Genomic DNA, 13,554 nt, shown 5'->3' with positions numbered 1-13,554 from the left:
ACCCCGCCGCCTGTTTGCCGCAGCGGGGCCGTCCGGGCAACCGTCACGCCATCACATTGCGCCCGCGCTGTACCGTCGTGCTGTACCCGACATGGCCCGCCGGGTTGCTGGCCTTGATCGTGTCGACCATGATCCATTCATTGGTCGCGCTGTCGGGGGTGAGCGTCATCGCCATATATCCGCGCCGCGACGTATCGCACCATTTCAGTTCCGGGTTGGCGCGCACCAGCGTGGCGGCGATCACCTTCGGATCCGTCGCCGTGGCGGCTTCATACCCGGGCGAACTGACCGAATGACCGGCGAATTCGACTCCGGCGGGCTTGCCGTCCTGCGCCAGGTCATAGGCCCAGGCATTGTGGCTGTCGCCCGACAGCACGATCAGGTTCGCACCGAGCGCCTGCGCACCCTTCAGGAAGCGCGCCCGTGCCGCCGGATAGCCGCCCCAGCTGTCATAATTGAACGGCAGGCCAAGCTTGGCCGCGCCGACGCCCGCCATGATATAGTTTTTGGCGCGTTCCGATGCGTCGGGCGCAAGCCAGGCGGTCGCATCCTGCGGCATCACGGTTTGTCCCATGATCGTGCCGAAGCCGACCACTTGCCAGCGCTGCCCGGCGCGCGTCGATTGCGCCATCGCGTGGGATAGCCAGCTCTCCTGCTGCGACCCCATCATCGTGACGGCCGGGTCCATCCACGCGCCGTCGCGGAACGCCTTCAGCGCGGCGGCCGGGTCCGCCGCTTTGAACAAAGGCGCGACATCGGGCTGCTTGGTGCGCGCCAGCAGCCGTGTTTCGGTGCGGAACAATGTGGCGAGCGTGCCGATGTCATACGCCTTCCACGGTTCGTCGCTGACCGGCATCCATTCGCGATAGGCCTGGATCGACGCGGCGCGGCGGGCATTCCAATCGCCTTCTTCCGGCTGGTGATTCTCGGCGCCGCCTTCCCAGCTATCGTTCGCCGATTCGTGATCGTCCCATTGCACGATCATCGGCACCTTTTGGTGGAGGCGCTGCAGATCGGGATCGCTGCGATAGCTGGCGTAGCGGATGCGGTAATCGGCCAGGTGCAGCAATTCGGTGGCGGGCAGGGGGATGCGTCCGGCGACCTGATCCTTGGCGGCGGGATAAGCGCCGGCCTTATATTCGTAGAAATAATCGCCGAGGTGGATCGCCAGATCGATATCGTCGCGCGCCGCAGCATGGGCATAGGCGTTGAAGAAGCCGTACGGCATGTTCGAGCAGGAGAAGGTCGCGGTGCGGAAGCGATCGACCGGCCCCTGCGGCAGCGTCTTGGTCATGCCGACGGGCGAGAAGCTGCCATCGGGCGCGACGAAGCGGAAATGGTAGCGCGTGTTGGGCTTGAGCCCGTCGACTGTGATCTTCGCGGTGAAATCGCGCCACGCACCCGTAATCTGCGATCCGGCGGCTACGATCTTTGCGAAATCCGGGGTTTCCGACAGTTCGACGCGGACTTCGGCTGTGTCGCTACTCGTCGGCACATAGCGTGTCCACAGCAGCATCGAATCGTTGCCCGGCTCGCCGCTCGCGACCGCGTGCGTGAAGCCGCGCAGGCTCGTCACATTGGGGGTCTGCGCGAATCCGGGCACCGCGAAGGCGCCCAGTCCGACCGATCCGGTGAACAGGAAGGAACGACGGTCGAGGGCGAACATATCGGGCATCTCCTATGGGGTGGCTATGCTTGCCACTTGTCGATTGCAGAACCGTGACGGATAGGCATAGCGCAGGCGGCCGGGGTGGCAACGCCTGGACGATTATGATGTGGGGATGGATGCGTGGCGACCGATAGCGACAGCGCGCCCGCGTTCATGACCCGTCACGGCGCGACCGCAGCGCTGCTGCTACTCGTCACGCTCGCCGCGCGCGCCGCGACGCTGGGCAATCCGGTGCTGGGGTTCGACGAGCAATTCTATCTGCTGGTCGGCGATCGGATGCTGCACGGTGCGCTGCCGTACGTGAACATTTTCGACCGCAAGCCGATCGGCTTGTTCCTGCTCTACGCCGGCGCACGGTTGTTCGGGGGCGAGGGTTTCCTTCAGTATAAGCTGCTGGCGGGTCTGTTCGTCGCGGTGACCGCCTTCGGCATCTATTGGATCGCCCGCCGCCATGTCGGCTGGCTCGGATCGGTGCTGGCGGCGATCCTCTACATCCTGTGGCTCAACTTCATGGAGGGGGAGGGGGGACAGGCGCCGGTCTTCTACAACGCGTTCCTGGCGGGGGCGGGCGCGCTGATGGTGTCGGCCGTGTCGGACGGTTCGCGGCTGACGCAAAAGGGGCTGGGCGCGCTGCTGCTGATCGGGCTTGCGCTGCAGGTCAAATATAGCGTGCTGCTGGAAGGCGTCTATTTCGGCTGCGTCTTTCTGTGGCTGGCGTGGTGGCAGGGGCGATCGCTGGCGCAGACCCTTGTGTTCGGCGTGGGCATGGTAGCGCTGGCGCTGCTGCCGACCGCGTTTGCGGCGCTCTATTATGGCGCGATCGGGCAGGGGCAGGCGTTCGTCTTCGCCAATTTCCAGTCGGTGTTCGGCCAGACCAAGGGCGGCTTCGTGCGCGAGAGTATCGGTCTGGCAAGCTTCGTCGGGCTGTTCCTGCCGTTGATCCTCGTCGCGCTGGCCGGGCGGAAAAAGGCCCTGCCGACCGCGGTGGTGCTTGAGCGGCGCTATCTGCTCGGCTGGCTCGTCACGGCCATAGTGAGCGTCGTCATCTATTGGCGCTTCGATGCGCCGCATTACGCGCTGCCGATCCTGCTGCCCGCGTGCATCCTGCTTGCTCCGGCGGTCGCGGCGCGACGACGCGTGGCGGTGGGGCTGGCAGTGGTCGCGCTTGTTGCCGGGCAGATCGTGTTGGCGATCAGCGTGTCCGCCAAGGGCGGCGACCGTGAAGCGCGCACGGTGGCGGCGCTCGCCAAGCCGACGCGCGGGTGCATCTTCGTCTATAACGGCTATCCGGCGCTCTATATGCTGACGCATTCGTGTCTGCCGTCGCGCTGGGTCTTTCCGGGGCATCTCAACACGGCGGACGAGGACAATCCGCGCGCGCTGGGGGGCGATCCCCGTGCGATCGCTAGCGCGATCCTCGCTGCCAATCCGCCAGCGATCGTCGATACCTACCCCGTTTACAAATTCGGCAACCCCGCCGTGCATGGCCTTTTGATGCACGCGATCCGCGAGCGCTATGACCTCGCCGGGTGCGTCGCGACGCGCGGGCGCGTGCGGCTCGTCTATCGTCTGCGCGGAGATCGCGGCCCGCGGGCGCTCGAAAGCTGTCCTGCCGAGCTTCGCGCCAAAATCGGCTAGGCCGCCGCGCGCAGCCGCTTGCCGCTGCGCTTCAGGTCCACTTGCGCCTGATAATAGTCCATCAATTCGACCGCATGGTCGCGGTCGCTGCGCACCTTGCCCGCCGCCACCAACGCCGCGCGGCGCAGCACGCGCTGATCGCGCGCGAACAGCCGATGGATCGCCATCGCGGCACTTTGCGCATCGCGCGCGGTATAGAATTCGGAAGCGTGCTTGTCGGCGACCTCGGCGCAGCCGCCGGTATCGGGAACGATCAGCGGCAGGCCGCCCGCCATCGCTTCCGACGCGACCAGCCCGAACGGCTCGGCTTCCGATCCGTGGATCAGTGCGTCGCAACTCGCCACGATCCGCGCCAGCCGCTCGCGATCATAGACCGGGCGGAACATGCGGATGTGCGGTGACCCCGCGATGCGCATCTCGATCTGGCGGCTCTCGACGCCCGCACCCAACAGGATCAGCCCGACCGGAAGATCAGACCCCGCGCGTTCCGCCGCATCGATCACCAGCCGCCAGCGTTTTTCGGGGTGATGCCGCCCGAGGCCGAGCAGCAAATGCCCGGTCGGCGGTAAATCGCACTGTGCGAGCAAGGCGGCGCGCAGCCGCTCGTCGCGCAGATCGGGTGAGAAATGCCCGCGCTCGATCCCCAGCGGCATCGCCGCATCGATGTGCACGCCGCGGTTGCGCAGCCGTTTTTCCAGCGCAGGACCGTTGGTGACGACCGTGTCGAAATGCGCGAGGAAACGCGACATGTAGCGGCTGTACCAGCCGAATGCGCGTTCCAGCCGATCCTGCGGCCCCATATTCTCGAGCCAGCGCAGCGCGTAGGCGGCCATGTTGTCATTGTGCATGAAGAACGCCTTCACGGCGCCGCCTTCATATTTCGGCTGCCACTTGCCGATGATCCACGGCAAGCGCCACGGCGAGGAGGTCTCGACCACGTCCGCCTGCAAGGCGTCGAGCAGGTTGAGGATCGGCGGCGCTTCCCAGAAAATCCCGTAATTCTGGTCGAGCGGCAAATGCCCGGTCTGGATCCAGATGACCTTGCCGCCGCCGGGCCGTTCCTCGACGCGGTTTTCCTTGCCTGGCGCGATCACGATCAGTTCATGGCCGAGATCCGCCATGATCCCCATCTTGCGGTCGATATAAGTGCGCACGCCGCCGCCGGTCGGTGAATAGAATTCGTTGACATCGACGATGCGCATCGCGGGTCAGTCTCCGATCGGGCCGAATCCGCCGAGCCCGCGCAGATATTGCGCGCGAATATCGACCGATACCATCCCTGCCGGAACATTGATCCGTGCCTGATCGAGTTTCGGCCGCGACCGTCCGAGCTTGCGGTTGCTGACAAAACCGGCGCCGTCGCTCCAGAAATTGAACTTGTTCTTGCCATCGCGATTGTGCGTGAACAGCAGCGCATAAGGCCCGGGACTGGGCACGCGGATGCACAAAACGACCGGGCCGGTCGCCGGAGTCGGCACGCGTACGCGGCGGAAGAACTTTCCTTCGCGAATCAACAGATAGTCGTCGCGCAGGAAATCGGTTTCGTTGGCGGGATAGAGTTCGAGCTTCAATTCGCCGGTGCGATCCTTCAGCCCTTCGACCGCAACGCGAATCGCCGGTCCGCCGCCGGGGGTGCAGGCCGCCGCATCGCTGCCCAGCGCCTGGGCCGCTTGCGCCGCGCTCGCGCCGAACAGCGCGGCAGCGAGCATGGCGGCGGTCATCGAAAATCTACGCAGCATTCTCACGTCTTTCTCACCAAACTCGACAAGCCGAAGATCGCCATCAGCACGACATGGACGAGCAGCGGTAACGCCGCCGTGACCGCGATCAGCACGGTCAGCTTGTCATTCTGTCCGATCAATAGCGTGGCGAAGGTGGCGAAAAGAAGTTCGGTATTTGGCAGAAGTGGCAACCGTCCGACGATCAACCGCGCCGCCGACAGCAGCAGCCACATGCCGACCGACACCGTTGGCAGCCCGAAATGCCACGCCAAAGCGATCAGGACCGAGCCCGCGATCAAACGTAGGCAATGGACGCCGAAAATCCACCACAGCGTCGCGCGCGGCAGCGAAAAGATTCGCTTGGAAAAGATCAGAAACGGAAGCGACATGGCGAACACGCCGACGATCGACCAGATCGCCTTGTGCAATTGTTCCTCGGTCAGCAGCCCGATACCGAGCGGCATGGCGACCGCGATCATCGCGAGCGTCACCATATTGCCGGCGATCGCCGAGAGGATGCTGACGTCCTTCACGGACCCGAACGGGGCCGCGACCATCGACGATCGCTGCCGCGCCCAGGCGTAGAAATAGGCCTCGCCCGAGTAATTGAGCACGTCGTTGGCGATGCGCTTCTTGATCAGCGCGGCGAACCCGCTGGCCGGAATACCCCACAATTTCCGGAAGATGACGAAATCGCCGATCACCGGAGAGAAATAGAGCAGGATGAAGAAGACATAGAAAAGCGGACTGGTCGGCATTGCCGATACCCAGGAATCGACGCCCATTGCGCGCAGCTTCAGCCCCAGCCAGACGATCATCACCAGGGTGACGAGCGCACCGAAATAGGCTGGCCAGCGGCGCTTGGTCTGCGGCATCGGCACCAGCCCGGCGAGATCGGCGGGCGCGCCTGCGGTCGCATGGGGCGATCCCGGCGCCCGTGCGGACGGTGTGTCCGGCGCCCCGGCCATTCCCGCCTCGGTCTTTTGAATGTCCACGTGGTGCGTCTGTCCGCTCATTCGGCCGATCGGGAAATACCCGGTCGCGTCGCCCTGCCGCCCCTTAGCGGCAGAAGTGTGGCGCGGCAATTCGGGGGCATTACCGACCTATGCTTGCGGGGTTGCATCGCCTGGCCGCACGCGGTCCGGGTGCGCCGCGACGATTTCAGGGCGCTCGGCGGCTGCGGCATCGGCACGCAGCAGACGCGGAAAGCGATCGAGCGGCACCGCAAAACGCCGTGCGTTGTAGAGCTGCGGGATCAGGCAGACGTCGGCCAGATTGGGCGCATCGCCGCCCAGGAACGGTCCCGGCAGGTCGGCGGTCATCGCCTCCAGCGCGGTCAGTCCCTCGATGATCCAGTGCGTGTACCACGCATCGCGCGCGGCCTGATCTGCCCCGAATTGCGCGGTCAGCCGGTTGAGGACGCGCAGATTGTCGATCGGGTGGATGTCGGCGGCGATCACCAGCGCCTGCGCCAGCACGTGCGACCGCGCGACCGGATCGGACGACACCATCGGAACGCGCTCATGCGTCGCGTCGAGATAGTCGATGATCGCGAGACTCTGCGTCAGCACGGTGCTGCCGATATCGAGCGCCGGGACCAGGCCCTGCGGATTGCGCGCGAGAAACGCAGGGTTGCGCTGTGCCCCCTTGGTCAGATCGACCGCGACGCTCTCATACGCGACCTGCTTCAAATTCAGCACGATCCGCACACGGTACGCCGCCGAGGACCGCCAGAAATCGTAGAGGATGGGTGTCATGCCTCGGCGTCCGCCTCCGCTTCCGAACTGCGTTCCAGCGCGACCTTGATCATCGCGGTCAGCGGGTCGGCCAGCGTCAGGCCAAGCAGCCCGAACAGCGTGCCCGCCAGGATCTGCGATGACAGCGTCAGGGCAGGGGGCAGGTCGACGGTGCGCTTGGCCACCATCGGGATGACGACATAGCCATCGAAGGTCTGGATAAAGAAATAGATGCCGATCGCGGCAAAGCCGGTGTGCATCCCGGCGCTGAACCCGACCGCGACCATCAAAATGCCGCTGGTGATCGCGCCGATATTGGGGATGAACGCCAGGATGCCGGTAATGATGCCAAGCACCGTTGCCATCGGCACGCCGAAGATCGCCAGCGCAACGCCGGTCATCACCCCTTCCAGCGCCATACCGAACAGCCGCCCGGCGAGCAGCCGCCGCATCGTCACGGTCATGGCCTCGATCGTGCCCGAAAAGCGCGGACGCATGTCGCGCGGCACCATCCACTGCAGCCCGCGATCATACAGCCGCGGCTCCATCGCGATGAACAGGCCGATCACCAGCACCATGATCAGGCTGGTCAGCGCGCCGATCGCGATGCCGAGATAGGAGGTGATCTTGCCGAACGAGCCCAGCGCTTGTTGCGCCATTCCGTTGAGGTCGGACTTGCCAGGCATGATGCCGATGTTGGACGCCCAGTCGATCAGCTTGGTCGCCTGCGTCGTCAGCGTCGCGCGCAATTGCTCTACTTGCTGCACGATTCCCGCGCCGGTCAGATAGAACACTCCGCCGATGAAGAGGATCGTCAGGATGACGACGATCGCCAACCGCCACGGCCGCCCGATCGGCAAGACCCGGCCAAGGAGGCGCACCCCGCCGTCCAGCATCGATGCGAACACCAGCCCGCCGAAGATGATCAGCAACGGCTGGATCAACAACACGACCAGCGCGATCGCCCCCGCCAGCCCGAGCCAGACGGTCGCGCGCTTCAATTCCTGCCGCACGAAGGGGTCGCGCAGTTCGTTGGGCGCTGGTTCGCTGACCAGCGTGTGAGTCTCTGTCTCGCTCATTGGTCGCGCGCCGCGTGCAGCGACGTCCCAGCCCGGCCGCCGCGGAACGACTGGCCCCAGGTCAGCGGGTTCCAACTTCCCAGCCCGGTTTTGGAAAAGGTGATGAATTCCGCCCGGCCGCCGAGATACTCCCACGGCACCGGCCCGCCGAGCCCGCCTTGGTCGAGCGGTACGCGGCTGTCGGCGCTGCGATCGCGATTGTCGCCCATCATGAAGACGTGCCCGGCAGGGATCGTCACTTCGGGATAATCGTCGCCAGCGCTCTCGCCTAGCTCGACCGTTTCATAATGCCGCCCGTTGGGCAGCGTTTCGGTGACGAGCGGCATGTGGCAGATCGTGCTGCCATCGGGCGCCGTGCGCAAAGCATCGGGACCCAGGTCGCAGGTCAGTCCGGTTTCGGGGGCCGGTTGCGGCATGCCGCCGTAATGGGGCACATCGACATAATGCAGCGGCCCGCGCTTCACCGGCACGCCGTTCAGGATCACCACCCCGCGCCGTACTTCCAGCCGGTCACCCGGCAAGCCGATCAGACGCTTGATATAATCGGTCTTGCTGCCCGGCGGCGTCACGATCACGACATCGCCGCGCTCCGGCATCCGCCCGAGCAGCCGCCCGTGGATGAAGGGCAGCAGATGGAAGGTCGGCGACACGAACGACCAGCCATAGGGATATTTGCTCACCACCAGCTGATCGCCGACGAGCAGGCCCGGCAGCATCGATTCCGACGGGATATAGAACGGCTTGGCAATGAAGGTGTGGAACCCCAGCACCGCCAGGATCAGCCAGAAGATCCCGCGCAATTCGGATGCCCAGTCGGTCCCCGGCCGCTTGGCGGCTGCGGTCGCCGTCTCCGACGCCGGACCATCCTTGTCGCCGGGCGTACCGATCTCGTCTTTATCCAGGGCCAGGTCCTCGCTCATAATTCATCCTTGTGCGCCGTATCGCCGATCGCCAGCGCTTCGATGATCACGAACGCCTGTGCCCACGGATGATCGTCGGTCATCGTCAAATGTACCCGCGCGACGTGACCGCCGGGCGTCAACGCGTCAAGCCTCGCCTTGGCACCCCCGGTCAGCGCCAGCGTCGGCGCGCCCGATTTCGCGTTGACGACACCGATGTCCTTCATGAACACGCCCGCCTTGAAACCGGTTCCGACCGCCTTGGAGAAGGCTTCCTTCGCGGCAAAGCGCTTGGCGAGCGTGCCCGCCTTGGTGAACGGGCGCCGCGCCGCCTTCGCGCGTTCGACCTCGGTGAACACGCGCTGTTCGAAACGGTCGCCAAATCGGTCGAGCGATGCCCGGATCCGTTCGATATTGCACAGATCGGAGCCGAGCCCGATGATCACCGCGCCGCATCCATCGCCGCGCGCATCGCCCGCACCGCATCGCCCAGTCCGATGAAGATCGCGTCGGCGATCAGGCTGTGGCCGATGTTGAGCTCGCGCACCTGCGGGATCGCGGCGATCGGCGCGACGTTATCAACGGTCAGCCCATGCCCGGCATGGACCTCGATCCCGTTCTTGGCGGCAAGCGCGGCGGCATCGGCCAGGCGGCGGACCTCGGCGACCTGCGCATCGCCCGACAGTTCGGCATAGCGGCCGGTGTGCAGCTCGATCACCGGCGCGCCGAGCCGGATCGCGGCGTCGATCTGGCGCGCATCGGGTTCGATGAACAGCGACACGCGGATGTTCGCGTCGCGCAAGGCCGAAACGAGCGGGGCGAGGTGATTGTGCTGACCGGCGGCATCCAGGCCGCCCTCGGTGGTGCGTTCCTCGCGCTTTTCGGGTACGATGCAGGCGGCGTGCGGGCGATGACGCAGCGCGATCGCCAGCATCTCCTCAGTCGCTGCCATTTCGAAATTGAGCGGGATCGTCAGTTCGGCGGACAGGCGCGCGATGTCGTCGTCGGTGATGTGCCGCCGATCCTCGCGCAAATGGGCGGTGATGCCGTCGGCCCCCGCCTCCGCCGCAAGCAGGGCAGCGCGTACCGGGTCAGGATAGCCGCTGCCGCGCGCGTTGCGGACGGTGGCGACATGGTCGATGTTGACGCCCAGGCGCAGGTGATCGCTCATGCTGCGCGGCTCCCGGGCTTGATCGCCGGGATCGCCGCGAGTTCGCTCGGCAGCGCGTCCGCGGCATAGGTTGGAACGTCGAGTCGAATCAGCGGATAGAAAGGCACGCCCAGATCGGCCGTGCCATTGGAGCGATCGACCAGCGCGGCGGCCGCGATCGTCTCGCCGCCCGCCCGCGCGATCGCGGCAATCGCTTCTCTGGAGGAAAGGCCCGTGGTCACTACGTCTTCCATCATCAGCACTTTCATGCCCGGATCGAGTCGAAAGCCGCGGCGCAGTTCGAAGACGCCGTCGGGGCGTTCAAGGAACATGGCAGTCACGCCCAGCGCGCGGGCCATTTCGTGCCCCGCGATCACGCCGCCCATTGCGGGCGATACCACCGCCGAGATGCTTGCCCTTACGTCTGCCGGGAGTCGCGCGACCAATGCCGCAGCGAGGCGAGCCCCCCGCGCTGGATCCATCAGCACGCGCGCGCACTGCAGATAGCGCGATGAGCGCAAACCCGAAGACAGAATGAAATGCCCCTCCAGCAATGCCTCGGCGTTACGGAATTCGGCCAGAACGTCGTCTTCGGTCATCGATATTAGTCCTGCGGATGGGTGGCCTGATTAGAAGCGTGCCTGGTGCGACGCAACGATTGCGCAAAAAATGCGGCACGTTCGACTTGAGGCAAAGGGTCACCCTGCGTATAGGGCCGCTATAAAGGGCGTATCCCCGCCCCGGCCGACAACGTTCGTCGGTGCGAGAGTTCAAGGGTAGAACGGAAAGATGCGAATGATCGGGATCAAATCGATCGCGCTGGCCGCGGGCCTCGCGATGCTCAGCGTCGGCTCGGCAACCGCCGCGCCGCAACCTGCGCCGATTGCTCCCGTATCGAAACCGGTCGAGGCCGCACCGACGGTGACGGCCGCGAACCCGACCGCTGCTGCTGCGGCCCCGGCTGCATCCACCGACCCGATGCTCGCGGTCGACGGCGCCCCGGCGATGGACATTGACCCCAAGGTCGGCCAGCCGGTCGTCGGCGATCTCGGCCTGCAGCGTCAGGTCACGCACACCGGCAATCAGGCGGCGTGGTTCCACAACTGGCTGCTGCTGCCGGTCATCACCTTCATCTCGGTGTTCGTGCTGATCCTGCTGTTCTGGGTCGTGATCCGGTATCGTCGCGCGGCCAACCCGGTCGCTTCCAAGACGTCACACAACACGCTTCTCGAAGTATTGTGGACCGGCGTCCCGGTGCTGATCCTGCTGGGTCTCGCGCTGCCGTCGATCGGCTTGCTGCAGGCGCAGTTCAAGCCGGCGCCCAAGAATGCCGTGACGCTGAAGGCAATCGGCAACCAATGGTATTGGTCGTATCAATATCCCGATCATGGTGGGTTCGAGGTCACCTCGAACATGCTGAAGGAAGCCAATGAGGTCGGCAAGGGCGAGCGCGCACGCACGGCCGTCGATGGCCCCCGGTTGCTCGCAACCGACACGCGCGTCGTGTTGCCGGTCGGCGTTCCGATCCGCCTGATCACCACGTCGAACGACGTGATCCACAGCTGGGCGATCCCGGCCTTCTGGATCAAGCTCGACGCCATCCCGGGTCGCTTGAACGAGACGAGCTTCACGATCGACAAGCCCGGTGTTTATTTCGGCGTCTGTTCGGAACTGTGCGGCGCGCGTCACGGCTACATGCCGATCGCGGTGCAGGCCGTAACGCCCGAAGTCTTCGCGCAATGGGTGAAGGCGAAGGGCGGCACGATGCCCGGTGCGGCTGCGGCGCCGTCGCCCGCCGTGACCGGTGCCGCCGGTTCCGCGCCCGCCACCCCGACCGCCGCCGATGCCGCCGCAGCCGAAGCGCTGCCTGCCGCGTCCGGTTCCAACGCTACCGCTGGACAGTAAGCCATGACCGACACCGCCATCAGCTCCACCGCCTTCGAGGCGCATCACGACCATACCCACGCGCATGACGACCATCAGATGTCGTTCTTCGCGCGCTGGTTCATGTCGACCAACCATAAGGATATCGGCACGCTGTACCTGTTCTTCGCGATCTTCGCGGGGATCATCGGCGGCGCGATCTCGGGCCTGATGCGCGCCGAGCTGGCCGAACCGGGCATTCAATATCTCGGCATCTGGGCAAGCTATCTGCCGGGTGGCGAGCAGGGTCTCGATCATTCGCTCCACCTGTGGAACGTGCTGATCACCGCGCACGGCCTGATCATGGTGTTCTTCATGGTCATGCCGGCGATGATCGGCGGTTTCGGCAACTGGTTCGTGCCGATCATGATCGGTGCGCCGGACATGGCCTTCCCGCGGATGAACAACATCTCGTTCTGGCTGCTGATCCCGTCGTTCACGCTGCTGCTGGCGTCGCCTTTCTTCGGTGGCGCAGGTAACGGGTGGACGCTGTACGCACCGCTCTCCACCTATGGCGAGCCGGGGCCGTCGACCGACATGGCGATCCTGTCGCTGCACTTGGCCGGCGCTTCGTCGATCCTCGGGGCGATCAACTTCATCACCACCATCTTCAACATGCGTGCGCCGGGCATGACCCTGCACAAGATGCCGCTGTTCGTCTGGTCGGTGCTGGTCACCGCCTTCCTGCTGTTGCTCGCACTTCCGGTGCTGGCTGCCGCCATCACGATGCTGCTGACCGATCGTAACTTCGGCACCACCTTCTTCGATCCCGCCGGTGGCGGCGATCCGGTGCTGTATCAGCATTTGTTCTGGTTCTTCGGTCACCCCGAAGTGTACATCATGATCCTGCCGGGCTTCGGCATCGTCAGCCAGGTGATTTCGACCTTCTCGAAGAAGCCGGTGTTCGGCTATCTCGGCATGGCGTACGCCATGGTCGCGATCGGCGTGGTCGGCTTCGTCGTGTGGGCGCACCACATGTTCACGACCGGCCTCAGCGTGAACACCAAAATGTACTTCACCGCAGCGACGATGGTGATCGCGGTGCCGACCGGCATCAAGATCTTCTCGTGGATCGCGACGATGTGGGGTGGCTCGCTCACCTTCAAGACGCCGATGCTGTGGGCGATCGGGTTCATCTTCATGTTCACCGTCGGCGGCGTGACCGGCGTGGTGCTCGCGAACGGCGGCATCGACGATTACATGCAGGACAGCTATTACGTCGTGGCGCATTTCCACTACGTGCTGTCGTTGGGTGCCGTGTTCTCGCTGTTCTGCGGCTTCTATTACTGGTTCCCGAAAATGTCGGGCAAGATGTACAACGAGCTGCTCGGCCAGATCCATTACTGGATCTTCTTCCTCGGCGTGAACGTGCTGTTCTTCCCGATGCACTTCCTGGGCCTGCAGAACATGCAGCGCCGCGTGCCGGATTACACCGACGCGCTCGCTCATTGGAACTGGGTTGCGACGCTCGGCTACAAGATCATGGCCGCCTCGATGCTGGTGTTCTTCGTGAACGTCATCTGGTCGCTCTTCTCCGGCAAGAAGGCTGGTGACAATCCGTGGGGCGAAGGCGCGACGACGCTCGAATGGACGCTGTCGAGCCCCCCTCCGTACCACCAGTTCGAAACTCTCCCGCGCATCGACTGAGCCGGAGGCAGGCGCGCTGCGAAAGCAGCGCGCCGGTCCCGCGTAGGCGGGAGCCGATCGGCCGGCCGGCGTCATGCAATGGCGACCGACGA

The 13,554-nt window shown here is 65.0% G+C and carries 13 protein-coding genes; 3 read left to right on the top strand and 10 right to left on the bottom strand.

Annotation, left to right across the window (positions count from 1 at the left end):
* Positions 1-43: 43 nt before the first annotated feature.
* Positions 44-1,666 (bottom strand): alkaline phosphatase D family protein, encoded by a 1,623-nt coding sequence (locus AB5I39_RS06745; protein WP_404372797.1) that lies wholly within the window; start codon positions 1,664-1,666, stop codon positions 44-46.
* A gap of 123 nt (positions 1,667-1,789) precedes the next feature.
* On the opposite strand from AB5I39_RS06745, the gene AB5I39_RS06740 reads away from it, so the two are divergent.
* The gene (locus tag AB5I39_RS06740; RefSeq protein WP_404372795.1) at positions 1,790-3,307 is read left to right on the top strand and encodes a hypothetical protein; all 1,518 of its coding nucleotides are present in this window, start codon (positions 1,790-1,792) and stop codon (positions 3,305-3,307) included.
* Here AB5I39_RS06740 and AB5I39_RS06735 read toward each other — a convergent pair.
* From AB5I39_RS06735 to pyrE, 9 genes are all read right to left on the bottom strand, one after another.
* A complete protein-coding gene (locus AB5I39_RS06735; protein WP_404372792.1) occupies positions 3,304-4,509 on the bottom strand; it encodes a glycosyltransferase in 1,206 nt (401 codons plus the stop codon). The genes AB5I39_RS06740 and AB5I39_RS06735 overlap by 4 nt on opposite strands.
* A gap of 6 nt (positions 4,510-4,515) precedes the next feature.
* Positions 4,516-5,028 (bottom strand): DUF2141 domain-containing protein, encoded by a 513-nt coding sequence (locus AB5I39_RS06730; protein WP_404372790.1) that lies wholly within the window; start codon positions 5,026-5,028, stop codon positions 4,516-4,518.
* Between the two features lie 20 nt (positions 5,029-5,048).
* A complete protein-coding gene (locus tag AB5I39_RS06725; protein WP_404374042.1) occupies positions 5,049-5,903 on the bottom strand; it encodes a hypothetical protein in 855 nt (284 codons plus the stop codon).
* A 228-nt stretch (positions 5,904-6,131) separates the two neighbouring features.
* Positions 6,132-6,785, bottom strand: a complete 654-nt coding sequence (gene maiA / locus AB5I39_RS06720) for a maleylacetoacetate isomerase (RefSeq protein WP_404372787.1) — start codon at positions 6,783-6,785, stop codon at positions 6,132-6,134.
* Positions 6,782-7,843, bottom strand: coding sequence for an AI-2E family transporter (locus AB5I39_RS06715; protein ID WP_404372784.1), 1,062 nt, complete (start codon positions 7,841-7,843; stop codon positions 6,782-6,784). The genes maiA and AB5I39_RS06715 overlap by 4 nt, the downstream gene beginning before the upstream one ends.
* Positions 7,840-8,763 (bottom strand): signal peptidase I, encoded by a 924-nt coding sequence (gene lepB / locus AB5I39_RS06710; RefSeq protein WP_404372782.1) that lies wholly within the window; start codon positions 8,761-8,763, stop codon positions 7,840-7,842. Before lepB ends, AB5I39_RS06715 begins: the two co-directional genes overlap by 4 nt.
* Positions 8,760-9,188 (bottom strand): holo-ACP synthase, encoded by a 429-nt coding sequence (acpS, locus tag AB5I39_RS06705; RefSeq protein WP_404372779.1) that lies wholly within the window; start codon positions 9,186-9,188, stop codon positions 8,760-8,762. Before acpS ends, lepB begins: the two co-directional genes overlap by 4 nt.
* A complete protein-coding gene (locus tag AB5I39_RS06700; protein WP_404372776.1) occupies positions 9,185-9,913 on the bottom strand; it encodes a pyridoxine 5'-phosphate synthase in 729 nt (242 codons plus the stop codon). Before AB5I39_RS06700 ends, acpS begins: the two co-directional genes overlap by 4 nt.
* Positions 9,910-10,491, bottom strand: a complete 582-nt coding sequence (pyrE, locus tag AB5I39_RS06695) for an orotate phosphoribosyltransferase (protein WP_404372774.1) — start codon at positions 10,489-10,491, stop codon at positions 9,910-9,912. Before pyrE ends, AB5I39_RS06700 begins: the two co-directional genes overlap by 4 nt.
* A 196-nt stretch (positions 10,492-10,687) precedes the next feature.
* Here pyrE and coxB point away from each other — a divergent pair, with 196 nt between their 5' ends.
* Both coxB and ctaD read left to right on the top strand, forming a co-directional pair.
* Positions 10,688-11,797, top strand: coding sequence for a cytochrome c oxidase subunit II (gene coxB, locus AB5I39_RS06690; RefSeq protein WP_404372772.1), 1,110 nt, complete (start codon positions 10,688-10,690; stop codon positions 11,795-11,797).
* A 3-nt stretch (positions 11,798-11,800) separates the two neighbouring features.
* Positions 11,801-13,462, top strand: a complete 1,662-nt coding sequence (ctaD, locus tag AB5I39_RS06685; RefSeq protein WP_404372769.1) for a cytochrome c oxidase subunit I — start codon at positions 11,801-11,803, stop codon at positions 13,460-13,462.
* Positions 13,463-13,554 lie beyond the last annotated feature (92 nt).

The sequence above is a fragment of the Sphingomonas sp. MMS24-J45 genome, assembly GCF_044881195.1.
Taxonomy (GTDB): domain Bacteria; phylum Pseudomonadota; class Alphaproteobacteria; order Sphingomonadales; family Sphingomonadaceae; genus Sphingomonas.
This window is presented reverse-complemented; position numbering and strand designations above follow the sequence as displayed.

Coding starts and splice junctions, on each gene's coding strand:
- AB5I39_RS06745 (WP_404372797.1), bottom strand. CDS start 1,666: ATGTTCGCCCTCGACCGTCGTTCCTTCCTGTTCACCGGATCGGTCGGA.
- AB5I39_RS06735 (WP_404372792.1), bottom strand. CDS start 4,509: ATGCGCATCGTCGATGTCAACGAATTCTATTCACCGACCGGCGGCGGC.
- AB5I39_RS06730 (WP_404372790.1), bottom strand. CDS start 5,028: ATGACCGCCGCCATGCTCGCTGCCGCGCTGTTCGGCGCGAGCGCGGCG.
- AB5I39_RS06725 (WP_404374042.1), bottom strand. CDS start 5,903: ATGCCGCAGACCAAGCGCCGCTGGCCAGCCTATTTCGGTGCGCTCGTC.
- maiA (WP_404372787.1), bottom strand. CDS start 6,785: ATGACACCCATCCTCTACGATTTCTGGCGGTCCTCGGCGGCGTACCGT.
- AB5I39_RS06715 (WP_404372784.1), bottom strand. CDS start 7,843: ATGAGCGAGACAGAGACTCACACGCTGGTCAGCGAACCAGCGCCCAAC.
- lepB (WP_404372782.1), bottom strand. CDS start 8,763: ATGAGCGAGGACCTGGCCCTGGATAAAGACGAGATCGGTACGCCCGGC.
- AB5I39_RS06700 (WP_404372776.1), bottom strand. CDS start 9,913: ATGAGCGATCACCTGCGCCTGGGCGTCAACATCGACCATGTCGCCACC.
- pyrE (WP_404372774.1), bottom strand. CDS start 10,491: ATGACCGAAGACGACGTTCTGGCCGAATTCCGTAACGCCGAGGCATTG.
- coxB (WP_404372772.1), top strand. CDS start 10,688: ATGATCGGGATCAAATCGATCGCGCTGGCCGCGGGCCTCGCGATGCTC.
- ctaD (WP_404372769.1), top strand. CDS start 11,801: ATGACCGACACCGCCATCAGCTCCACCGCCTTCGAGGCGCATCACGAC.